Below are 21,804 nucleotides of genomic sequence, written 5' to 3'. Positions count from 1 at the left end.
GGACACCTCTGCAGTAGTACTCGACAAGGAGAGAAGGACATGGCACGACCGATCACGTTGTTCACCGGCCAGTGGGCCGACCTGCCGTTCGAGGAGGTGGCCCGGCTGGCGTCCTCGTGGGGCTACGAAGGGCTGGAGATCGCCTGCTGGGGCGACCATCTCGACGTACGGCGTGCCGCCGAGGACCCGGCGTACGTCCGGGACCGGCTGGACATCCTCGAGAAGCACAACCTGAAGGTGTGGACGATCTCCAACCACCTGCTCGGGCAGGCGGTCTGCGACGACCCGATCGACCAGCGGCACCAGGCGATCCTGCCCGCGCACATCTGGGGCGACGGCGACCCGGAAGGTGTCCGGCAGCGGGCGGCCGAGGAGATGAAGACGACCGCGCGGGCAGCCCGGGCACTCGGCGTGGACGTGGTGGTCGGGTTCACCGGGTCGTCGATCTGGAAGACGGTCGCGATGTTCCCGCCGGTGCCGCCGGCGATGATCGAGGCCGGGTACGCCGACTTCGCCGACCGGTGGAACCCGATCCTCGACGTGTTCGACGAGGTGGGTGTGAAGTTCGCGCACGAGGTGCACCCGTCGGAGATCGCGTACGACTACTGGTCGACGACCGCGACGCTGGAGGCGATCGGGCACCGGGAGGCGTTCGGGCTGAACTGGGACCCGTCGCACTTCGTCTGGCAGGACCTCGACCCGGTCGGGTTCCTGTGGGACTTCAAGGACCGGATCTACCACGTCGACTGCAAGGACGCGAAGCGCCAGGTCGGCAACGGCCGCAACGGCCGGATGGGATCGCATCTCGCCTGGGGCGACCCGCGGCGCGGCTGGGACTTCGTCTCGACCGGGCACGGCGACGTCCCCTGGGAGGCGTGTTTCCGGATGCTGAACTCGATCGGGTACGACGGCCCGATCTCGGTCGAGTGGGAGGACGCCGGCATGGACCGCCTGGTCGGCGCCGCCGAAGCCGTCCAGTTCGTCCGCTCGCTCGCTTTCGACCCGCCAACCGCATCCTTCGACGCGGCGTTCTCGTCGTAGGAGGTTACGCTCGATGACATGAGTTGGCCGGTGGCGCCGGGGTTGTCGCGGCCGCGGATCCTGCGGCAGCGGTGGCTGGATCTGACCTTTGTGCACTGGGCTTTCGCACCGGCCGACATCGCGCACTTCTTCCCGCCGGGGACCAGGCCGGACACGTTCGAGGGACGGACGTACGTCGGCCTGGTCCCGTTCCGGATGGTCGGGACCGGGCTGCCGCACGGCCCGGCCGTTCCGTACTTCGGCTCGTTCCTGGAGACGAACATCCGGCTGTACTCCGTCGACGAGACCGGCCGGCGTGGTGTGGTGTTCCTGAGTCTCGACGCGAACCGGCTGGCCGTCGTGGCGACTGCGCGGACGGTCTTCGGGCTGCCGTACCGCTGGGCGCGGATGTGCCATGAACGGCACGGCAACCACCACACGTACACGTCGACCGTTCGCCGGTCCGGCGTCCAAGCGCTTGTCGGCGTCGAGATGGGCGAACGCCTGCGGGCCGGCCCGTTGGAGGACTTCCTCACCGCCCGGTGGGGGCTGCACGTCCAGCGTGCGGGTCGCACCTGGTACCTGCCGAACGAGCACCCGCCCTGGATCCTCCACAGCGCGAGACTCACCGCACTGGACGCCGACGCGCTGCTGCGGTCCGTGGGCCTCGTGTCGCCCGACCGCCCGCCGGATCATGTCGCGTTCAGCGCCGGGGTTCCCGCCGAGTTCGGCGTACCGCTCAGGCCATGAGTTCTGCGGTCTCCTGGATGATGAACGGGATACCCAGCTGCCGGGCCCACCGGTTGACCTCGGTCGCGAGCGCGCGTGATCCGGCCGCGTCGCCCTCGTCGCGGAGCAGGACCGCGAGCATTGTCTGCTGGGCGAGCGCGGGACGCAGGTACCCGGCCTTTTGCAGGAGCTCGGTCGACCGCTCCCACTGCGACCGCGCAAGCGCCAGATCGCCGGCCACGTGCGCGTGGTACCCGAGATGCCTCAGCGCCATCGCGACGAGCCACTCGTCGTCGCACTTCTCACCCAGTTCCAGCGCGATCCGGTAGTACTCGATGGCCTCCGCCGGCTGTTCGTACACGTTGTCGGCCATCGCACCTGCCCAGAAGTTCACGGTGCCGCGTCGGCCGTCGTCGGGTGCCTCCTCGATGAGTGTGAGCGCGCGCTCTCTCAGGTCCTTGCTGCCGGCCCGGAACAGTGCGCTCCCGTAGTCCTTGCGGAAGTTGAGCATCGCGAGATCCCACGAATCGCCGGGCACGGCGGCGAGCGCGGCGGAGGCGTAGTCGGTCTGCTGGCCGAAGTCCTGGTCGACGGTGACCTCGGCCAGTGCGAGCGCGAGGATCTGACGCTCGTCGGGGTCGGCAGGGCTTGCGGCGGTCAGGAGATCGGTTGCGGCGGCCCACTGGCCGGCACGCATCAGGTGGGCGGCGGCGGTGGCAACCTCGGTGGCTGCGAGTTGGCTCATGTACGCCACGGTATTTCGACATCGAAATATATGACAACTAAGCTTCACCGGGTGAAAGACTTCGTGGACGCACATGTCGACCTGTGGGCCGGGGAGCTCGACGGCCTCGATCGGGACGTCGAGGGCATCACCGTCCGCCTCCAGGTGCTGACGCGGTACCTCGAGCGGCGGCGAGAGGCCGTGCTGGCGGCGTACGGGCTGCAACTGTGGGAGTTCAAGACGCTCCACATGCTGCGCCGCGGCGGTACGCCGTACCGCGCGACGCCCGGTGAACTGGCCCGGCAGCTCGGGATGTCGCCGGCCGCCCTCACCAACCGGCTGGACGCGCTCGAGCGCCGCGGGTACGTCGAACGCACGCACGACCGCGACGACCGCCGCAACGTCGTCGCCACCCTGACACGGTCGGGGAATGCCCTCTGGGAGCGCGGGATCGGCGACATCCTCCGGGTCGAGGAGGAACTGATCCACCACCTGCCGACAGCCGACCGAACCCGCCTCGACAGCCTGCTCCGGCGCCTCGTCCTCGTCACCGAGAAGGATTCCTAGCTGCTCCATGTCAAGTTCGGTCGACCGGATCCGACGTCCCCGTGTAAGCACCGAGAGACCGGAGGACGGACCGATGGAACCGCTGAACCTGATGGTGTCACTGAGCCACTTCGCAAACACCGGGCGCGACAACGAGCACGGCCTCAGCCAGCCGGCCGGGCGCGGTCGCCGTACGAGCCGGAAGGCGCGGAAGCTCGCAACCGGCCGAAATGTGCGGCGGATCTGGGTGAGGCATGCCAAAGTCCTCCCGTGACCGATGCCTTGAAGAACGACCTGCTCGCGGCGTACGACGACCAGCTACGGGGGACCAGTGAGACAGCGGACGTCCCGACGAGCACCGACGGGCCGGTGATCCGGGTCGAGTACTCGAGCCGCGGCTTCGTGAGTTACCGCTCGCTCGACGGTCTCGACGGCGCCGAGATCGACGCCCTGATCGCCCGGCAGCGCGACTACTTCGCTGCCAAGGGCCAGGCCGTCGAGTGGAAGCTGCGCGGTCACGACCAGCCGGCCGACCTCCCGGACCGGCTGCAGGCCGCCGGGTTCGAGCCCGAGGACCAGGAGACCGTTCTCGTCGCCGAGAGCGCAGCCGTCGCGGAGCGCCTCCACGGCCGCGGCGCGGTCGACGGCATCACAATCCGGTGCGTCAGCGAGCGTGCGGACTTCGAACGCATCGCCGCGATGGAGTCAGCAGTCTGGGGCGAGGACTGGTCCTGGCTGACCGACGACCTGGTACGCCGGCACGCGGGCGGTACTGATGTCTACGTCGCCGAGGCCGACGGACAGGTGGTCTCCGCCGCGTGGGCTGTCTACAAGAAGGGCACCGAGTTCACGGGTCTGTGGGGCGGCTCGACGCTTGCCGAGTGGCGCGGCAAGGGTATCTACAAGGCGCTCGTCGCGGTCCGCGCGGCGCGAGCGGTCGAGCTCGGTTACAAGTACCTCCACGTCGACGCCTCCGACGACAGTTCCCCGATCCTCCAGCGGCTCGGCTTCCTCGCAGTTACCACCACGACGCCGTACGTCCACACACCGGCTCAGCGCGCGGCGCGATAGAGGGAGTAGTGCATTGGGCCGTTGTGCGGGAGTTCGAGTTCGGCGATGACTGTGAAGCCCAGTGACTCGTAGAAGGTGATGTTCGCCGGGTCCTGGGTTTCCACGAAGGCGGGGGAGTGCCCGGCGTCCGCGGTGGCGAGGCCGGGGGTGATGACTGCGCGGCCGAGTCCCTGGCGCTGGTGCTCCGGGTCGACAGCGGCGAGTGCGAGGAGCCAGACCGGGTCGCGAGGATGGAAGAGCGCGATCGCCTGGCCGTACTCCGCCGTCAATGGGGCCTGGGATCCGGCGAGTTCCTGAAACGCGGCCGCGTACGGCGCGAACGCATCGGCCGGCAGGTCGGGCGGGAGCCAGACCGCGACCGCGCTGACGTCGTCGGTCACCCAGACGCGACCGTGCGGCAGCCCGATACCGCTCACGAACAAGCGGTGGTACTCCGTGAGTCGTTCGAGGTATCCGTCCGGGTCGAAACACGCGCGGCTCATCGGGTAGTCGGCCAACGCGCGCGTCAGCGTGGCGACGGCGGCGTCGACATCCGCGATGGTTGCCTCGCGCACCTTCATGTGCGGAGCGTCTCGAGGATCAGGTCGGCGACGGCGCGCATACCGGCCGCGTTCGGGTGGTACGAGACATGGCCGCCCAGGTACGACGGCCGCAGCGTGAATCCGGTGGTCCACGGCTCGGCCGATCCGATCGCATGCTCCCGGCTCGCCGCCGACGCCGCGACCAAGTCGGCGCCGGACGCGGCAGCCGCCTTCGCGAACGCGCCCGCGAGACCGTCGGCCATCATCGCGATGCTCGGCAGCTGCTCCTCGTTGAGCGGTACGTCGAGCCGCGGCCGGGTCGCCGGCCCGACCAGACTCAGGTAGTCGACCAGCAGGATCCGCGCCTCCGGAGAGCGCTCCCTGGCTTTCTCGACCACCCTGGTCAGCGAATCCGTGACCGTCTGGTACGCCGCGTCGTCCTTGAGGTAGCTGACCCGCGCGCGGATCCGGTTCGCCACCCGGCGGCCGAGGATCGTCGCGGGTTTCGCGACCGTGTTCAGGAAACTCCCGCGCAGGAACGTCCCGACGTACTCGAGATCGTTGCCGCCGACCGTGATCGTCACGAGAGCGGTCTCCGGCGTGAGGACGTCGAGCTGCGGCGGCGCCTCGTCCTGCGGGGTGTCCAGCACGTGCGCGGTGGTCGCGCCGGAGTACGAGACGTCGACCAGCTCCAGGCCGAGCTCGGTCGCGACGAGCCGCGCGTAGTTGTTGCCCGAGCGGCCCGCGGGTGGGTGCACGATCGGGCGGATCCCCGGTCCGGCCGCGAACGAGCTGCCGAGTGCGACGTACCGACTGCCGGAAGGGATCACCGCACCACGATAGATGATGAGCCGAACTCTCTACCGGACGAAAGGAATACCTCGATGCGCATTCGGGGAGCACTCGCCGCGGTCGCCGCCGGCGGTCTCGTGATCGGCCTGAGCCCGTCCGCCGCCGATGCGACGCCGGGATCGGGCGTCACGGGGACGATCCTGTCCAAGACGACGGTCGGGCGGACCGACTACGTGCTGCGCGAGATCACCATCCAGCCCGGCGGGACGACCGGGTGGCACTTCCACGACGGCACGCTGTACGCGTTCGTGAAGGCGGGCACGCTGACCCACTCCAACCACGACTGCACAACGGACGGCATCTACAAGGCCGGCGCCGCGTTCACCGAGCCGAGCGGGGCGGACCACGTGCACGTCGGGCGCAACCTCGGGACGAAACCGCTCGTGCTGGACGTCCTCTATGTGCTTCCGACGGGCAGCCCGCTGTCCGAAGACGCACCGAACCCGGGCTGTCCGTTCCAGTAACCGCTGCCCGTTCGGGACGAACCGGGTGCCCGGGGGTACGGTGCCCCGGTGACTGACGACGTGTTCGGTACTGCGGGGACTTGCGAGCGGGTGCTGGCCGGGTGGGCGGCGGCGCCGGTGCGGTTCCGGGAGGACGCGAACGCCGAGGAGGAACTCGCTCTCGGCGGGTACGTCGACCGGCTGGTGATCGAACTCGCCCAGAACGCCGCAGACGCGGCCACCCGCGCCGGCACCCCCGGCCGCGTCCTGTACGAGTTCCGCGAAAACACCCTCGTCGTCGCCAACACCGGCACACCGCTGGACGCAGAAGGCGTCGAATCCCTGGCCACCCTCCGAGCCTCCGCCAAGCGCCCCGCACAGAGCGCGGCGGCTGGGGAGAGCGGAGGCGCCGCGGTGGGAAGGTTCGGGGTTGGGTTCTCCGCGGTGCTTGCGGTGACGGATGAGCCGGTGGTCCTGTCGCGGACCGGGGGCGTGCGGTTCTCGAAGGCCGACACCGCCGCGGCGATCGCCGACCTCAACAGTGCGGCGCTCGACACCGAACTGCGGCGTCGTGACGGTCAGGTGCCGGTCCTGCGGCTGCCGTTCGCGACCGAGGGCGAACCGCCGGCCGGCTACGACACCGCGGTCATCCTGCCGCTCCGCGACGAGGCCGCCGCCGACCTCGTACGCCGCCTGCTCACCGAAGCCGACGACGCGCTCCTCCTCGCCCTCCCAGGCCTCGAACGCATCGAGATCGAGACCGGCGACACCCACCGCATCCTCGAGAACGCCGCCGACCGCTGGCACATCCACCGCGCCGCCGGCACCTTCACCACCGCCGAACGCGAACACCTCCTCGCCGACCGCCCCACCGAGGAACGCACCCGCCCCACCTGGTCCGTCGTCTGGGCCCTCCCTCGCAACCCGCACGCTGAACTGTCACCAGTCGTCCACGCACCCACTCCTACCGACGAACCGTTCTCCCTCCCGGCGTTGCTCCTGGCAACTTTTCCGCTCGATTCCACCCGTCGCCACGTCGCGAAAGGCCCGCTGACGGACCGGCTCGTCCAAGAAGCCGCGGCGGCGTACGCGGAGATGTTGGCGGAGCGGGCCGCGGCTGGGGACGACGTACTGCGTCTCGTGCCGACCGGACTCGCCGCGGGCCCCTTGGATCGCATGCTTCGGGATGCGATCCTCGCGGTGCTGCCCACAACCCCCATCCTCCAAGGTGGACAGCTGCGCCCGGTTGAAGCCGTCGTGGTGGAGGGCGCCGACGAAGCGTTCAACGCCGTACTCGCGCCGCTCCTGCCAGGGCTGATTCACGCGCGCCGTGAGGACCGCCTAGCCCTGGATGCCTTGCAGGTAAGGCGTCTCGAGCTCGCGGAGGTGGTGGACCAGCTCGGGGGGCAGGAGTCGCCCGACTGGTGGCGCGCGCTCTACGGCTCCCTCGCGACCATGGTCACCGACCCGTTGATCCGCGAATCGCTCGGCACCCTCCCCGTCCCGCTCGCCGACGGGCGGCTCGTCCGCGGCGCCCGCGGACTCCTCCTCCCCGGACCCGAGATCCCTCTCGACACGCTCGCCGCGTTCGGTGCGTACGGCGTTCGCGTCGTCCACCCGGAGGCGGTCGACCCCGTCCTCGAACGCCTCGGCGCGATCCCCGCCACCCCACGCTCGCTCCTCGAGGACGGGGCCGTGCGTGCCGCCGTCAAGCATTCCGCGGACGCCGACGACCCGGACGCGATCGCGCACGCCGTCCTCAGCCTGGTCGCCGCCGACCCGACGCAGGCGGACGGCCTGTGGTGGCTGTCCGACCTCGTACTCCGGGACGCGGACGGCGAGCTCGTTCCCGCGAACGCCCTGGTGGTCGAAGGTTCCGGCGCGCAGGCCGTGCTCGACGCCGACGAAGTCGCGCCCATCGCCGGCGACGTCCTCGACCGCTACGGCCTGCCCGCGCTCGAAGCCGTCGGCGTTCTCACCTCGCTCGGCCTCGTCAGCGCGTCCGACGTCGCACTCGACCGGCTTCCCGAAGCCCTCCAGGATCTCGACGGCATCGAGGACTGGGCGTACGACGTCGCGCCCGACGGATCCCGGTTCGGTGCCACTGTCGGCGAGCTCGAAGCGATCCGCGACCTCGACTGGGTCACCGACGGCAGTTGGCCGAAAGCCCTGCAGCTGTTGGGTTCTGAGCCCGAACTGCGCCGCGCGCTGGTCACCCAGGTCCGGGTCGTCGGCCCGGACGACAGGCCGCTCGGAGTACCGTCGTACGCCGCCTGGTGGATCCGTGAACACGTCCTGCTCGACGACGGCGAACCGCTCGCCGGACGCGCGGACCCCGACGCCGAACCGGTGCTCGCGACGTTCCTCGACGAGGCGCCCGCCTGGACGGCCGGACTCGATCCCGAGGTCCGTACGGCGGTCGGCCTGGTCCGTGACGTCGGCGATCTCGACGCGGACGGCATCGAACTCGTCCTCGACCGGCTCGCCGACCCCGAGCGAGACGTCGACGAGGCGTCGATCCTGCGGCTGTGGAACCGGCTCGGGACCCTCAAGCTGTTCCCGGGCGCCGCGCCGGCCCAGGTCCGCGTGCTGGACGCCGACGGCGGGACCCGGGTGACCGGCGCGGACGGCGCGGTGGTGGTCGACGGGCCGATGTGGGTACAGCGCGAGGACCTCGGCGGGTTCGTGATCGGGTCCGGCGCCGCGGCGGACGGGCTCAGCGACCTGTTCGACGTACCGCTCGCCCAAGAAGTTGCCGAGGGCAAGATCAACGGGGACGGTACGGCGGCCGACGTGCCGGCGCTCGTCCGCGAGCTCGTCCCCGAGGTCCCGGCGACCTGGTGGGAACACGAGGAGCTCACCGTCGACGGCGTCGAGGTCTCGTGGTGGGTGGACGCCGAGGGCGCACCGCACGCGGCGACGTTCGACGGGCTCGCCAAGGCCCTCGCGTGGTCGGCTGGGCGCTGGGACCGGCGGCATGTGATCCGCGCGGTTCTCAACGAACCGGACCGATCCGTGGAACTTCTGGTCGACGCCGTCTACGACTGACCGGAATCGGCCGCCCGGCCCGAGATCTACACGGCGTGACGATCGGCGGAAGCGTTTCCGCCTGGGGGAGTCACGTAGAGCGAGCAACGTTGTCATAGCTTGATATATCGACTGATCTGCGGTTATGACGTCTCGGTTTCAACGTGGTAGCGAACTCTTGTCAACGTTGTCAGGCCTACTTATAGTCCGTGACACCTCTCGGTCGGTGATCCGCCAGTCCACGCAACGTAAACGGAGGTGACCTTCGTCATGAACGAAGCCCCAGCGCCGCGCCCGCAAGACCAGTACGAAGATGTCGAGGACGTCGTCCGGTACCAGTTGACCCGGCGCAGCATGATCGGCGGCGGCGCCGCGGCGCTGACCGCCTTCCTGGCCGCCTGTTCCGGCGGAGGCTCCTACTCCGACAAGCCGGCCAACACCAACAAGCCGGTCGCCACCAAGTCCATCCAGATCGGCAAGGCCAACATCCCCGTCCCGCGGGAGCAGACGGTGATCGTGGGTCAGGTCGAGTACACCGTCTTCGACAGCTTCAACGGGATGATCCCCAACGGATCACCGGGCGGCGCCGGCGTGGAGCTGGCCACCGAGCCCCTGTTCTTCCTCAGTTTCGCCACCGGCAAGCTCACGCCGTGGCTCGCGACCGAGTACAAGTACAACGACGACCACACCGAGCTGACCCTGAAGTTCGACCCGAAGGCGCACTGGAACGACGGGAAGCCGCTGGGCGCGAACGACTTCAGGTTCACCGTGATGGCGCTCAAGGACCGGCCCGACCTGTTCGGCGGCGGCGGCGACCTGAAGGAGTTCGTCAAGACCGTCGAGGTGCCGGACGCGCAGACCGCGGTGGTCAAGTTCCTGAAGCCGACGCCGCGGTTCCACTACAACTTCATCGCGGCGATCGCGGGCGCGCCGAACAACATCATGCCCGAGCACATCTGGAAGTCGCAGGACCTGACCAAGTACAAGGACAACCCGCCGGTGCGCTCCGGCCCGTACAAGCTGAAGCAGGCGATCCGGAACCAGAAGATGTTCGTCTGGGAGAAAGACCCGAACTACTGGAACAAGGACAAGCTCGACGTCAAGCCGCAGTACGTGATCTTCCAGAGCACCTCGAAGCAGCTCGACCAGGCGTCACTGGCGTTCGAGCGGGCCGAGTTCGACGTCGGCTCGATCGACGCGCAGCACGCCACGCAGCTGGCCAACACCGGGTACCCGAACCTGGTCACCACGCAGTTCCACGACCCGAACCCGCGGGTGATGTGGCTGAACTGCGACCCGACCCGCGGCGTGATGGCCGAGGAGAAGATGCACTGGGCGATCAACTACGCGCTCGACCGGGAGAAGATCGGTACGTCGGTGTGGGACGTCAAGGTGCCGCCCGCGATCTACCCGTGGGCCGACTACCCGACCAACGACAAGTGGAAAGACGACGAGCTCGCAGGAAAGTACAAGTTCGAGTACAACCTCGACAAGGCGACGCAGTTGCTCGACGAGATCGCGCCGAAGAACGCCGCCGGTAAGCGCACCTACAAGGGCAAGGAGATCAACCTCGAGATCATCACGCCCGCGCAGGTCGACAAGGCCGAGTACGCGATCGCGAACGTGCTGAAGACCGATCTCGCCAAGATCGGGGTGCCCTGCACGCTGCGCAGCCTGTCCGGCAGCGTGCACGACGAGAAGTTCCAGCGCGGTGAGTACGACATCGACTCCAGCTGGGCCGGGTTCGCCATCGACCCGGAGCAGCTGTACACCGACTGGGAGAGCAGCAAGGCGCAGCCGATCGGCAAGAACGCCGCAGGCAAGAACAAGATGCGGTTCCGGGACCCGGCCTTCGACGCGATCTCGCAGAAGCTGTCCGGGATGGACCCGGACAGCGAGGAAGCCAAGCCGCTGCTCAAGCAGGCCCTGGAGATCTACTTCCAGAAACTGCCGCTGCTGCCGGTGATCCAGACCGGGTACCCGCAGTTCTTCAACACCGCGTTCTGGAAGGACTGGCCGACCGACGACAACCTGTACGAGGTGCCGCTGAACTGGTGGCCGCACTTCACCCTGGTGCTCGGCAAGATCCAGGCCACCGGCCAGAAGGGACCGGCGTGACGGCGGATGCCCCGCCGGTGGTAGCAGTCGACAAGAGCCAGGACTCCGCACCTTCTCGGGGGGTGCGGGCCTGGCTGTCGCGGCATCCGCTGGCGGCGTACGCGATCCGAAGGGTCGGGATCTACTTCGTGGAGCTCTGGGGAGCGCTCACCATCGCGTTCTTCTTCTTCCGCCTGATTCCGGGCGACCCGGTCCAGACGCTGATCCAGACGCTGCAGCAGAACTACATGTACAACCAGCAGGCGAGCACCGAGCTCATCGCCCGCTACCAGCAGGAGTTCGGTCTCACCGGGAACATGTTCTCCCAGTACGTGAAGTACATGGAGAAACTCGTTCTGCACGGCGACCTCGGCCCGAGCCTCATCAACTACCCGACGCCGGCCCAGGACGTGATCCTCAGAGCCTTGCCCTGGACCATCGGCCTGCTCGGGATCTCCGCGGTACTGTCCTGGATCCTCGGCGTGCTCCTCGGCGCGATCGCGGGCTGGCGGCGCGGGAAACTCGGTTCCGCGATCGCGACCAACCTGTCGATCGCGCTCTCCCACGTTCCGTACTTCTTCGTCGCGCTGATCCTGGTGTACATCTTCGCGTACTCGATGGGTGTGCTGCCGGCGAGATCGGCGTACGACTCCAACATCAGTCCCGGGATCACGCCCGAGTTCATCGGCAGCGTGCTCAAGTACGGGTTGCTGCCGGGGTTGTCGATCGTGGTGATCGGGACGCTCAGCTGGATCCTGTCCACCCGGATGCTGATGGTCCCGGTGCTCGGCGAGGACTACCTGGTGTACGCCGAGGCGAAGGGCCTGAAGGGCTGGCGGATCCTGACCCGGTACGCGCTGCGGAACTGCTACCTGCCGCAGATCACCGCGTTCGGCATCTCGCTCGGCTTCATCTTCAACGGCAACGTGCTGGTCGAGCAGCTGTTCAACTACCCGGGTCTCGGGACCACGCTGGTCACCGCGATCCAGCAGCTCGACTTCAACACGATCCTCGGGGTCACCGATATCGCGATCTTCTCGGTGCTCACCGCCGTACTCCTCCTCGACCTCCTGCTCCCGCTGCTCGACCCGCGGGTCAAGTACTGGAAGTGATGACGATGAGAATCCTGACCGCGGTACTGCGGACGATCCGGAACAGCCGGCGCCTCGCGATCGGTCTCCTCATCCTCGGGGTGATGGTGCTGCTGGCGTTGTTCAGCCCGTTGATCGTGAACGCGATCGGGGGTGGCAAGGACCCGATCGAGGTGGCGGCGTACGAGAAATGGCTGGTGCCCGGACCCGGGCATCTGCTGGGCACCGACCAGTTCGGCCGGGACGTGTTCGCGATGGTGGTGAAGGCGCTCTCGGTCTCGCTCCAGATCGGGGCGATCGCGGGCATCATCTCCACCGTCGTGGGGGTGATCGTGGCGTTCGTGGCCGGTTACAAGGGCGGCTGGATCGACGGCATCCTGTCGACGTTCACCGGGATCCTGCTGGTGATCCCGACGTTCCCGTTGCTGATCGCGCTCTCGGCGTACGCGAAGAACGTGACGCTGTTCCAGGTCGGGGTGATGATCTCGATCTTCGCCTGGCCGTTCGCGGCCAAGACCATCCGTTCGCAGGTCCTGAGCCTGCGGACCCGGCCGTACGTCGACCTGGCGCGGGTGAGCAAGGCCCGCGACCTGGAGATCATCGTCACCGAACTGCTGCCGAACCTGCTGCCGTTCATCGGCGTCGGGTTCGCGTCCTCGGCGCTCGGCGCGATCTTCGGACTGGTCGGCCTGGAAGTGATCGGCCTCGGACCGGGCGGTGTCGTCGACCTCGGCCAGATCATCTTCAACGCGATCACCACCGGCGCGCTGACGCTCGGGGCCTGGCCGATGTTCGTCGTCCCGATCGTGCTGCTGACGCTGCTGTTCGCGGCGCTCAACATGGTGAACATCGGACTGGAAGAGGTCTACAACCCGCGGTTGAGAGGAGTGGCCGGTGAGTGACTCAGTGCTGGAGATCAAGGGCCTCGAGGTCGCGTACTCCACCAACCGCGGCGATGTGAAAGCGGTCCGCGGGATCGATCTCGACGTACGCCGCGGTGAGATCCTCGGGATCGCGGGGGAGTCGGGCAGCGGGAAGAGCACGCTCGCGGTCGCACTGCTCCGGCTCCTGAAGGCGCCGGGCAAGGTGACCGGCGGCTCGGTGCTGTTCAACCCGGCCGGCCGTTCGCCGGTGGACCTGCTGAAGGTGCACGGCGAGGAGCTGCGGGTACTGCGGTGGAGCGCGCTCTCGTACCTCCCGCAGGGCTCGATGAGCTCGCTCAACCCGGTGATGCGCGTGCAGGACCAGTTCAAGGACGTGATCCTGGAGCACGCGCCGGATCGCAAGAACTCCTTGCACGAGCTGATCCCGCGGCTGCTCGGACAGGTCGGTCTCGAGCCGCGGGTGGCCCGGATGTACCCGCACGAGCTGTCCGGCGGGATGAAGCAGCGGGTGCTGATGGCCATCGCGGTCGCGCTCGAACCCGACCTGGTGATCGCGGACGAACCGACCACCGCGCTGGACGTGACGATCCAGCGGGTGATCCTGCAGTCGCTCGCGGATCTGCGGACCGACTTCGGGGTGACGCTGATGGTGATCTCGCACGACATGGGCGTGCACGCGCAGCTCGCGGACCGGGTCGCGGTCATGTACGAGGGACAGCTGGTCGAGGTCGGCGACGTACGGCAGGTCTTCAAGGACCCGCAGGATGCCTACACCCGGCAGCTGATCGAGTCGATCCCGAAGGTCGGACGGAGGGCCTCATGAAGTCTGAACTCGAACTTCGTGGCGTACAGCAACGATTCCACGCCCGTGGGGTCGCCGACGGCTACATCACCGCGGTGGACGACGTGAGCTTCAGCCTGGCCGCGTCGCCGCCGCAGATCGTCAGCCTGGTCGGCCAGAGCGGGAGCGGGAAGAGCACGATCGCCCGCAACGTCCTCGGCCTGCAGAAGCCGACGGCCGGATCCGTGCTGTACGGCGGGAAGGACATCTTCAAGCTGAACCGGGCCGAGTACGACGAGTACCGGCGCGACGTCCAGCCCGTGTTCCAGGACCCGTACGCGATCTTCAACCCGTTCTACCGGGTCGATCGCGTGCTCTGGAAGGCGGTGAAGAAGTTCAAGCTCGCCTCGACCCGTGAGGCCGGGCTCACACTGATCGAGGAGTCGCTGCGCGCGGTCCGGCTGGAACCGGAGAACGTGCTCGGGCGGTACCCGCACCAGCTCTCCGGCGGTCAGCGGCAACGCATCATGCTGGCCCGCGTCCACATGCTGCGTCCGTCGTTCATCATCGCCGACGAGCCGGTGTCGATGCTGGACGCCCAGGTGCGCAAGCACTTCCTGGACATCCTGCTCGACTTCCAGACCGAGCACGGGATGACGACGCTGTTCATCACCCACGACCTGTCCACGGTCTACTACCTCGGCGGTGAGGTCATGGTCATCACCAAGGGCCAGATCGTCGAGCGCGGCCCGGTCTCCACGGTGATGCACGAGCCCTCGCACCCGTACACCAAGCTCCTCCTCGACTCGATCCCGCAACCCGACCCCGACCAGCGCTGGACCAGCCGGATCGCCGTCGACGAACTGGACGACCTCGAAGAGACCGACGCCCAGGCGGCCCCGGCACCGGAGGCGCCGATCCTCTAACCGGGCTTCCGGGCGCTGGTGTACAGCAGCTGGTAGAACCACGCCCGGAAGCGCGGATCGAGCATCAGTTCGCGGTAGCGGGCGAGCTCGTCAGCCGTGGCGCCGGCCGCGAGCAGGAGAGGTTCGGCCTGCTGGTTGAGGTTGCGGTGCAGCAAGCACCCGTCGGTGCCACCGGCGGCCGTCTGCGAGTAGTCCATCACGTCGACATCCACCAGCCCGGCCGCGGTCATCCGCTCTGCCGTCTCGCGGGCCCAGGTCCAGCTGACCCCGCGCGCCGGGCTGACGACGTGATGGGACAGGTGCTGAATCTTCTCCCACAGGTCCCGGTCAGCCGGCTCGGGTACGGCGAGGAGTTCGAGCGGCCGGTCGGTGATGTCGCCGAGGATCAGGTGGCCGCCGGGCGCCAGCGCGGTGACCAGCCGTTGCAGGATCTGCTCGCGTTCGGGCAGGTGGAGGAGCAGCAGCCGGGCGTGGATCAGGTCGAACGGTCCGTCCACCGGGAGACCGTCGCGCAGGTCGTGCTTGATCACGTGGACGCCGGGCGCGACGTCGTACAGCTGGGTCGTGTCGATGTCGACGGCAACCACTTCGCGGGTGCGTGCGGCCAGCCAGTTCGCGATCGAACCGCTGCCCGCGCCGAGCTCGAGGCAGCGCTGGTCCGGTGTCAGGCCGAGCCGCTCCAGGCGCCAGGTGGTCGGGGTGTCCAGGAGCCTGCCGAGATGGTCGAGGTGATGGTGCCCGAGCTCGCTGCCGGTGTCGAAGATGTAGTCGTTCATCGCTCCAGCCTGCGCGGACACCGTCGACCGGCACATCCGTGATCACCCGGATCGTGACAGCGCCCAGGCGATGATCTCGTACCGGCCGGACAGGTCGAGCTTCTGCCGGATGTGCTCGAGGTGCGACTCGACCGTACGACGGGAGATTACCAGCGCGGACGCGATCTGCTCGTTGCTGAGGCCCTGTCCGGCGAGGTCGGCGACCTCGAGCTCCCGGCTGCTGAGCGGCCTGTCGGTCGGCGTGGGTGGCGCCAGCGCCTCGGCCATCAACTCGTCCTGGGTGAGTCGCCGGCCGGCCGCCATCAGCCGATCGGCCGTTCTGCCGCCGACCTGCCGCCGAAGCCGTTCGACGATGGCATCACAGTGCACTGTGGTCGCGTCCGACATGCGGCCGCCGCGACGGCTCAGCGCGGTCGCGGCCCCGGCGAGGCGCAGCGAGGCACGCACCCGCCCCTCGCTGGCCGCCAGGCTCATGCTGGCCCACAACCACTCCGGATCCTCGATCAGACCGGATGCCGTGCGCAGGTCGGCGACAATCGCGGACAGCTCTTCGCGGTGGACCCGCACCTCACCGCCCTCCGCCGCGATGTAGGCGACGCCGAGACGGCCGGCGAACGTCAGTGCCGCGCTACCGGTCGATCGGCCGATCTCGCGTACCTCGTGGAAACAGGGGCCGGCGTCGGCCCACGCCGCTTGCTCGCAGTACGCCAGACCTAGCACGGACAGGGTCCAGCCGCGGCCGCGTTCGTCGCCGTACTGGCGGAACTTGGCGATGCTCTGCGCACACAGGTCGACGGCGTACGGCGCCTGGCCTGTGGCCGCTGCGACGAGTGCGAGATTGCGCAGCGCCCGGGCTGTCCCGGGATCATCGCCGAGCTGCCGATTCAGGTCCAGGCTCTCCTGGTAGGCGAGTGTGGAGGCTTCGTAGTCGCGTTGACGCCACGCCAGCCGGCCAAGCCTTGCCAGTGCGACCGCACGGAGCGCCGGCTCCCCACGGTCGAGGGACTCTTCCAACCAGGTGCGCGCGTCGTTCACGAACCCGCGGACCTCCCAGTAGTAGGCGAGGGCCGTGGACAGCCGCAACCCGGTGTCCCCGGGCTGCGATCGCGCCCAGCTCAGCGCAGCGAGGAAGTTGCCCTCGTCGCGTTGCAGGCCGATCAAGATGCGGCCCCGGTCGTTCCCGTGCAGATCGGAGTCGCCTTGCTGTGCGACGGCCAGGAAGTGTGTCGCGTGGCGGGCCCGGATCGACGGTGCTTCGCCGAGGGCCGTCGCCGCGTACTGACGCACCGGTTCCAGCAGCCGGTAGCGGATCCCTCCGTCGGGCAGCCGGTCCGTGATCACCAGGGAGTGGTCGACGAGTCCGGTGAGAGCGCGGAGCAGTTCGTCGCCGAGGTCGGCGACGTACTCCAGGGCGGCGAGATCGAAGCTGCCCGAGAACACCGCGAGCCGCTCGAACAGCAGTTGCTGTGGTGCGGGTAGCAGGTGGTAGCTCCAGTCGAGCGCGGCGCGCATGGTGCCGTCGGCGTCCTGCAACAGCGGGTCGAGCCGTTCGAGAATCTCGCGCGGAGACAGGACCCGGCTCCAGGCGGCCGCGAGCTCGATCGCCAGCGGCAGGCCGTCAAGTTTCCGGCAGATCGCGTCGACCGTCGATTCGTCAGCGGGCGCCGCGCCGGACACGAGGGCGGCGCGGTCGGCGAAGAGCCGGTTCGCCGGTGCGGGTGCGAGGGGCGTTAGCCGGAAGACCTGCTCGCCGGGGGCGCCGAGCGGGACGCGGCTCGTGGTGAGGATGCGGACCGAGGGGTAGGTCGCGAGAACCTGGATCGCGGCTGTGCGCGCCTCGTCGACGACGTGCTCGCAGTTGTCCAAGACGACCAGGACGTCGGCGTCCTCGGTGATCTCGGTGAGCAGTGCGTGTGGCGGCGTGGACACGAGTTCGACGAGTACGACGCCATCGGCGTACCGGGAACCGTTCCGCGCGGCCACCTCACGGCTCAGCCGGGTCTTGCCGGTGCCCGGGGAGCCGGCGATCGTGACCAGCCGCGAGTCGCGCAGTGCCTGCCCCAGCTGCGCGAGCTCCTCGTCGCGCCCGAAGAACCGGGTGAGGTCGCGGGGGATGCCCGCTGTCTTGGTGCCGAGCAGGCTCCGGTGAATGGCTTGGAGCTCCGGCGCGGGATCGACTCCGAGCTCGTCGGCGAGGTGGGCGCGGAACGCCTCGTAGTACTCGAGCGCTTCGGCTTGCCGCCCGGTGTCGCGTAGTGCGCTCAGAAGCCTTAGCCACAACGTCTCCCGGAGCGGGTAGCGCGTGGTGAGCTTCTGGAGGTCGGCGATGTCGGCGTCGGTTCGCTGCTCCCAGGCGGTGAGATAGCGCTCCACCAGGGCGGGAGCCTCGTGTTCCTCGAACCACTGCGAGAGCGAGCCCTCGAACGGTTCGCCGCGCCACAACTCCAACGCCTGCTCGAGTTTCCCGTCGTCGAGCAGCCGATGAAAGCGCAGTACGTCGACACTCTCCACCGGCACGTCGAGGCGATACCCCGCCGGCTCGGTCGTCACCGCGTCGTCGCCGAGCACGCGGCGCAGTCGCCCGACGTACGTCTGCAGACTGCCCCGCAGCCGCTGCGGCGGATCGTCACTCCAGAGCGCGCGACCGAGCGCGTCGAACGACACCGTCCGCCCGCAACTCAGCGCGAGCATCGCCAGCAGCGCCCGCACCTTCCGGCCCGGAACCTGGACCACCAGCCCATCCCGCCGGATCTCGAACGGGCCGAGCAGCCGAATGTCGAGATGTCCCATCTCACCCCCGAGAGATATGGCCACCCACTCTACCGATCCATCGGGTCCCGGACTGACAGCGAACTGGCAGCGCCCGTCCGTACCGTCCCTTCGCAAGCGAACAAAGGCCCGGATCGGGGGGACCATGCCAAGCGGGACAACAGTCCTGTCCTTCAGCCTGGCAGCTCTGGTGGTGCTCGTCGTACCAGGGCCGTCGGTCGCGTACGTCGTCGCGTGCACCCTGCGCCACGGCAGAGCAGCCGGCCTCGCGTCGGTCGTCGGCCTGGAACTCGGAGCACTCGTCCACGTCATCGCAGCCGCCGCGGGGCTCGGCGCGGTCCTGGCGTCGTCTCCCGACCTGTTCCGGCTGATCAGGTACGCCGGCGCCGCCTACCTGCTGGTGATGGGAGTACGCGAACTCCGCCCGCCGAGCGACAGCACACCCAAGCACCGCGCCGTACCGAGGAGCCGCCTCCGGATGATCCGCGATGGTCTCCTCGTCGACCTCCTGAACCCGAAGACGGTGCTGTTCTTCCTCGCGTTCCTCCCACAGTTCGTCCGTCCGGCGGAGGGGTCCGGACCGACGCAGATCCTCGTCCTCGGCACCTGCTTCGTCCTCCTGGCCACCGCCTGCGACGCAACCTACGCGACCATCGCCGGCACCGTCGCATCGCGGCTCCACCACTCACCGCGAGCCCGGCGCAGGATCAGGCACACCACCGGAGGTGTGTACCTGACCCTGGCCGGGGTCGCGGTGTTGAGTTAGACCGTTTTGATGGCGGGGTCGCTGAGGCTGGGGGTGCCGGTTTCTACGTGGCCGGCGAAGCGGCGGAGGTAGGTGGGGTCGGTGGTGGTGATCGAGACGTCGTACCAGCCGCTGGTGGTAGTGATGGTGCGGGTGGTGGTGCCCTTGAGGAGGTCGAGGGTCTGGGTGGTGCCGGCGTACGTGTTGGTGATGGTGACGCGGCGGGCGGTGTCGGAGGTGAGGGTGAGGACGACGTTGCCGGTGGCGGCCTTCTCGCGGGCGGTGATCTCCAGGCCCGTGGCGGGCTTGCCCTTGAAGGTGCGGAGGAAGCCGTTCGGGCCGTGGACCGTGAGGTCGGTGACGCCTGCCGAGTAGATCGGGTTCCAGCTGTCGGCGACGGTCTTGCCGGCCTCGGTGGTGTACGTCCACGGGCCGTCGGAGCGGTTCGCGGACGTGATCAGGAACTGCGCGCCCGCCTGCGCGCCGGAGCTGAAGGTCAACCTGTACTTGCTGTCGGCAACGGCTCCGTCGACGACCGGTGCGTACGGCAACGGCCGGGTACGGCGGCGCCCGCGTTCCTGCACCGGGACCTTGCCGACCGCGGGCGGCGTCGGCACGTAGTCCGGGTGCCGCTTGTTGTCCGGCGGCTCGTACGCGCTGGTGTCCGGGAGCGTGGCCGGCCGCGTCGCCGCCGTACCGAAGTCGAACGCCGACGTCAGGTCGCCGCAGATCGCCCGCCGCCAGGGCGAGATGTTCGGTTCGTGGACGCCGAACCGGGACTCCATGAACCGGATGATCGACGTGTGGTCGAAGACCTCGGAGCAGGTGTAGCCGCCGGTGCTCCACGGTGACACCACGAGCATCGGCACCCGCTGGCCGAGACCGTACGCGCCGTGCGCGGCCTTCGAACCGGTGTACAGATCGGGGTTCGGGTCGACCGTCGACAGGCCCTGGTTGGCATCCATCGGCGGGTACGGCGGTACGACGTGGTCGAAGAAGCCGTCGTTCTCGTCGTACGTGATGAACAGCGCCGTCTTGCTCCACACCTCGGGGTTCGCGGTGAGCGCGTCGAGGACCTGGGAGATGTACCAGGCGCCGTAGTTGGCCGGCCAGTTCGGGTGCTCGGTGAACGCCTCGGGCGCCGCGATCCAGGAGATCTTCGGCAGCCGGTTCGCCTGCACGTCAGCGGTCAGCTGCGCGAACAGGCTCTCGCCGGCCTTCGCGTTCGTGCCGGTGCGGGCCTTGTCGTACAGGGGATTCCCGGGCTGGGCGTTGCGATAGTTGTTGAAATACAGCAGCGAGTTGTCGCCGTAGTTGCCGCGGTACGCGTCGTCGATCCAGCCCCAACTGCCCGCGGCGTCCAGGCCGTCGCCGATGTCCTGGTAGATCTTCCACGAGACACCGGCCTGCTCCAGGCGTTCCGGGTACGTCGTCCAGCCGTAGCCGGCCTCGTCGTTCCCCAGGACCGGGCCGCCGCCCGTACCGTCGTTACCGGTGTAGCCAGTCCACATGTAGTAGCGGTTGGGGTCGGTCGAGCCGATGAACGAGCAGTGGTACGCGTCGCAGATCGTGAACTTGTCCGCCAGCGCGTAATGGAACGGGATGTCCTCGCGGGTCAGGTACGCCATCGTGGTGGTGCTCTTCGCCGGGATCCACTGGTCGTACCTGCCGTTGTTGAAGGCCAGATGACCGTCGGACCAGCCATGGGCGAGATCCTGGATGAACTGCAGGCCGAGGTTGTCCGCCTCCGGCCGGAACGGCAGGGTCTCCTGGCCGAGGGCACTCTTCTGGTACCACACCGGCTTGCCGCTCGGCAGCGTGACCGGTCGCGGGTCACCGAACCCGCGGACGCCGTTCAGGCTGCCGAAGTAGTGGTCGAACGACCGGTTCTCCTGCATCAGGACGACGATGTGCTCGACGTCCTGGATGCTGCCGAACCGGCGGTGCGCGGGGATCGCGGCGGCCTGCTCGATACTGTTCGCCATCGCGGCAAACGCGGCCGACCCTCCGGCCATCTGCAGAAACCTACGACGATTGATAGCTGGCATGCGAGTCTCCTAACGGGGCGGATGGAGTCTGTGTCACCAGTACGGCGTGGCTGGCACCCTAGCCTGAACGATTAACCGACGGTAGATGAACTCTGCTGTCCACACCGGGTGACTTTCAAACTATTCCAAGCATGATCTGGTGGCTCACTATCGAAGTGGGGCCGCCGGTTGCTGCTCAGGAATCGGTGCGCAGGCGGCCGTGGATGTGCCAGTCGTGCCAGCCGTCGGCGTGCTTGATCGCCTGCCGCAGGGTGCCCTCGAGCCGGTAGCCGGTGCGCTCGGCGACCCGGCAGGACGCGGTGTTGGCGGTGGAGTGGTGGACGTTCAGCCGGTTGAAGCCGATCAGCCCGAAAGCCCAGCCAGACAGGGCATCCACGGATCTCGCGGCGATGGATCGGCGCCGGGCGGCCGGGGCCACCCAGTAGGACAGCGAGGCTGACGCCTCGGCGAGAGAGATGTCGCGCAGCCCGACCTGGCCGAGCGGCTGGTCGTCTCCATCGACAGCTGCCCAGCTCGCCGCGGTCTCACTGGCCCACCGGTCGGCCCACTGCGTGATCCACTCATCAGCCTCGTCGAGACTGTCGACCCGTCGAACGTGCCAGCGCTGGATATCGGGACAGGCAAATGCGGCCCGCACCGTTGCGGCGTCGCTCCTCCGCCACGGCCGCAGTACCAGCCCATCGATCACCAGGCGCGGCTGTGCGATGTCCCGCAACGTCCCCTGAGGTAAGGCCGGATCCACGAGCAAAGGCAT

The 21,804-nt window shown here is 68.5% G+C and carries 20 protein-coding genes; 13 read left to right on the top strand and 7 right to left on the bottom strand.

What is annotated here, in order from left to right:
* Positions 1-39 precede the first annotated feature (39 nt).
* Entirely contained in the window at positions 40-1,041 is a 1,002-nt protein-coding gene (locus E0H50_RS33740; RefSeq protein ID WP_131295051.1) for a sugar phosphate isomerase/epimerase family protein, read from the top strand.
* A gap of 18 nt (positions 1,042-1,059) precedes the next feature.
* The gene (locus E0H50_RS33735) at positions 1,060-1,770 is read left to right on the top strand and encodes a YqjF family protein (RefSeq protein ID WP_131295050.1); all 711 of its coding nucleotides are present in this window, start codon (positions 1,060-1,062) and stop codon (positions 1,768-1,770) included.
* Here E0H50_RS33735 and E0H50_RS33730 read toward each other — a convergent pair.
* Positions 1,760-2,494 carry a hypothetical protein gene (locus tag E0H50_RS33730; protein WP_131295049.1) on the bottom strand — a complete coding sequence of 245 codons (735 nt, stop codon included), beginning with the start codon at positions 2,492-2,494 and terminating at the stop codon, positions 1,760-1,762. The genes E0H50_RS33735 and E0H50_RS33730 overlap by 11 nt on opposite strands.
* A gap of 51 nt (positions 2,495-2,545) precedes the next feature.
* Here E0H50_RS33730 and E0H50_RS33725 point away from each other — a divergent pair, with 51 nt between their 5' ends.
* The 3 genes from E0H50_RS33725 to E0H50_RS33715 all read left to right on the top strand — a co-directional run bounded on the left by E0H50_RS33725 (position 2,546) and on the right by E0H50_RS33715 (position 4,090).
* On the top strand, positions 2,546-3,040 hold the full coding sequence (locus E0H50_RS33725) for a MarR family winged helix-turn-helix transcriptional regulator (protein ID WP_238151551.1): 495 nt from the start codon (positions 2,546-2,548) through the stop codon (positions 3,038-3,040).
* A 73-nt stretch (positions 3,041-3,113) separates the two neighbouring features.
* Positions 3,114-3,293, top strand: a complete 180-nt coding sequence (locus E0H50_RS33720) for a hypothetical protein (protein WP_131295048.1) — start codon at positions 3,114-3,116, stop codon at positions 3,291-3,293.
* Positions 3,290-4,090 carry a GNAT family N-acetyltransferase gene (locus tag E0H50_RS33715; protein WP_131295047.1) on the top strand — a complete coding sequence of 267 codons (801 nt, stop codon included), beginning with the start codon at positions 3,290-3,292 and terminating at the stop codon, positions 4,088-4,090. Before E0H50_RS33720 ends, E0H50_RS33715 begins: the two co-directional genes overlap by 4 nt.
* Here the strand turns inward: E0H50_RS33715 and E0H50_RS33710 are convergent.
* Positions 4,072-4,650, bottom strand: coding sequence for a GNAT family N-acetyltransferase (locus E0H50_RS33710; protein WP_131295046.1), 579 nt, complete (start codon positions 4,648-4,650; stop codon positions 4,072-4,074). The genes E0H50_RS33715 and E0H50_RS33710 overlap by 19 nt on opposite strands.
* On the bottom strand, positions 4,647-5,441 hold the full coding sequence (locus E0H50_RS33705) for an SGNH/GDSL hydrolase family protein (protein WP_202868447.1): 795 nt from the start codon (positions 5,439-5,441) through the stop codon (positions 4,647-4,649). Before E0H50_RS33705 ends, E0H50_RS33710 begins: the two co-directional genes overlap by 4 nt.
* 54 nt (positions 5,442-5,495) lie before the next feature.
* On the opposite strand from E0H50_RS33705, the gene E0H50_RS33700 reads away from it, so the two are divergent.
* The 7 genes from E0H50_RS33700 to E0H50_RS33670 all read left to right on the top strand — a co-directional run bounded on the left by E0H50_RS33700 (position 5,496) and on the right by E0H50_RS33670 (position 14,712).
* Positions 5,496-5,927, top strand: coding sequence for a cupin domain-containing protein (locus E0H50_RS33700; RefSeq protein ID WP_131295045.1), 432 nt, complete (start codon positions 5,496-5,498; stop codon positions 5,925-5,927).
* Positions 5,928-5,975: 48 nt separating this feature from the next.
* Positions 5,976-8,954, top strand: a complete 2,979-nt coding sequence (locus tag E0H50_RS33695; RefSeq protein WP_238151550.1) for a sacsin N-terminal ATP-binding-like domain-containing protein — start codon at positions 5,976-5,978, stop codon at positions 8,952-8,954.
* 249 nt (positions 8,955-9,203) lie between these two features.
* A complete protein-coding gene (locus tag E0H50_RS33690) occupies positions 9,204-11,051 on the top strand; it encodes an ABC transporter substrate-binding protein (RefSeq protein ID WP_131295044.1) in 1,848 nt (615 codons plus the stop codon).
* Entirely contained in the window at positions 11,048-12,142 is a 1,095-nt protein-coding gene (locus tag E0H50_RS33685) for an ABC transporter permease subunit (RefSeq protein WP_131295043.1), read from the top strand. Before E0H50_RS33690 ends, E0H50_RS33685 begins: the two co-directional genes overlap by 4 nt.
* A 5-nt stretch (positions 12,143-12,147) precedes the next feature.
* On the top strand, positions 12,148-13,023 hold the full coding sequence (locus E0H50_RS33680; RefSeq protein WP_238151549.1) for an ABC transporter permease: 876 nt from the start codon (positions 12,148-12,150) through the stop codon (positions 13,021-13,023).
* A complete protein-coding gene (locus tag E0H50_RS33675; protein WP_131295041.1) occupies positions 13,016-13,828 on the top strand; it encodes an ABC transporter ATP-binding protein in 813 nt (270 codons plus the stop codon). Before E0H50_RS33680 ends, E0H50_RS33675 begins: the two co-directional genes overlap by 8 nt.
* A complete protein-coding gene (locus E0H50_RS33670) occupies positions 13,825-14,712 on the top strand; it encodes an ABC transporter ATP-binding protein (protein ID WP_131295040.1) in 888 nt (295 codons plus the stop codon). Before E0H50_RS33675 ends, E0H50_RS33670 begins: the two co-directional genes overlap by 4 nt.
* Here the strand turns inward: E0H50_RS33670 and E0H50_RS33665 are convergent.
* Together E0H50_RS33665 and E0H50_RS33660 are read right to left on the bottom strand one after the other, a co-directional pair.
* Positions 14,709-15,488 carry a class I SAM-dependent methyltransferase gene (locus tag E0H50_RS33665; protein WP_165547393.1) on the bottom strand — a complete coding sequence of 260 codons (780 nt, stop codon included), beginning with the start codon at positions 15,486-15,488 and terminating at the stop codon, positions 14,709-14,711. The genes E0H50_RS33670 and E0H50_RS33665 overlap by 4 nt on opposite strands.
* 42 nt (positions 15,489-15,530) lie before the next feature.
* Entirely contained in the window at positions 15,531-18,278 is a 2,748-nt protein-coding gene (locus tag E0H50_RS33660) for an ATP-binding protein (protein ID WP_165547392.1), read from the bottom strand.
* Between the two features lie 124 nt (positions 18,279-18,402).
* Between E0H50_RS33660 and E0H50_RS33655 the strand changes: the two genes are divergently transcribed.
* The gene (locus tag E0H50_RS33655) at positions 18,403-19,023 is read left to right on the top strand and encodes a LysE family translocator (protein WP_165547391.1); all 621 of its coding nucleotides are present in this window, start codon (positions 18,403-18,405) and stop codon (positions 19,021-19,023) included.
* Here the strand turns inward: E0H50_RS33655 and E0H50_RS33650 are convergent.
* Both E0H50_RS33650 and E0H50_RS33645 read right to left on the bottom strand, forming a co-directional pair.
* Entirely contained in the window at positions 19,020-21,050 is a 2,031-nt protein-coding gene (locus E0H50_RS33650; protein ID WP_131295036.1) for a phosphocholine-specific phospholipase C, read from the bottom strand. The genes E0H50_RS33655 and E0H50_RS33650 overlap by 4 nt on opposite strands.
* A gap of 175 nt (positions 21,051-21,225) precedes the next feature.
* The gene (locus E0H50_RS33645) at positions 21,226-21,804 is read right to left on the bottom strand and encodes a GNAT family N-acetyltransferase (protein ID WP_131295035.1); all 579 of its coding nucleotides are present in this window, start codon (positions 21,802-21,804) and stop codon (positions 21,226-21,228) included.

This window comes from Kribbella sindirgiensis, assembly GCF_004331435.1.
Lineage (GTDB): Bacteria > Actinomycetota > Actinomycetes > Propionibacteriales > Kribbellaceae > Kribbella > Kribbella sindirgiensis.
This window is presented reverse-complemented; position numbering and strand designations above follow the sequence as displayed.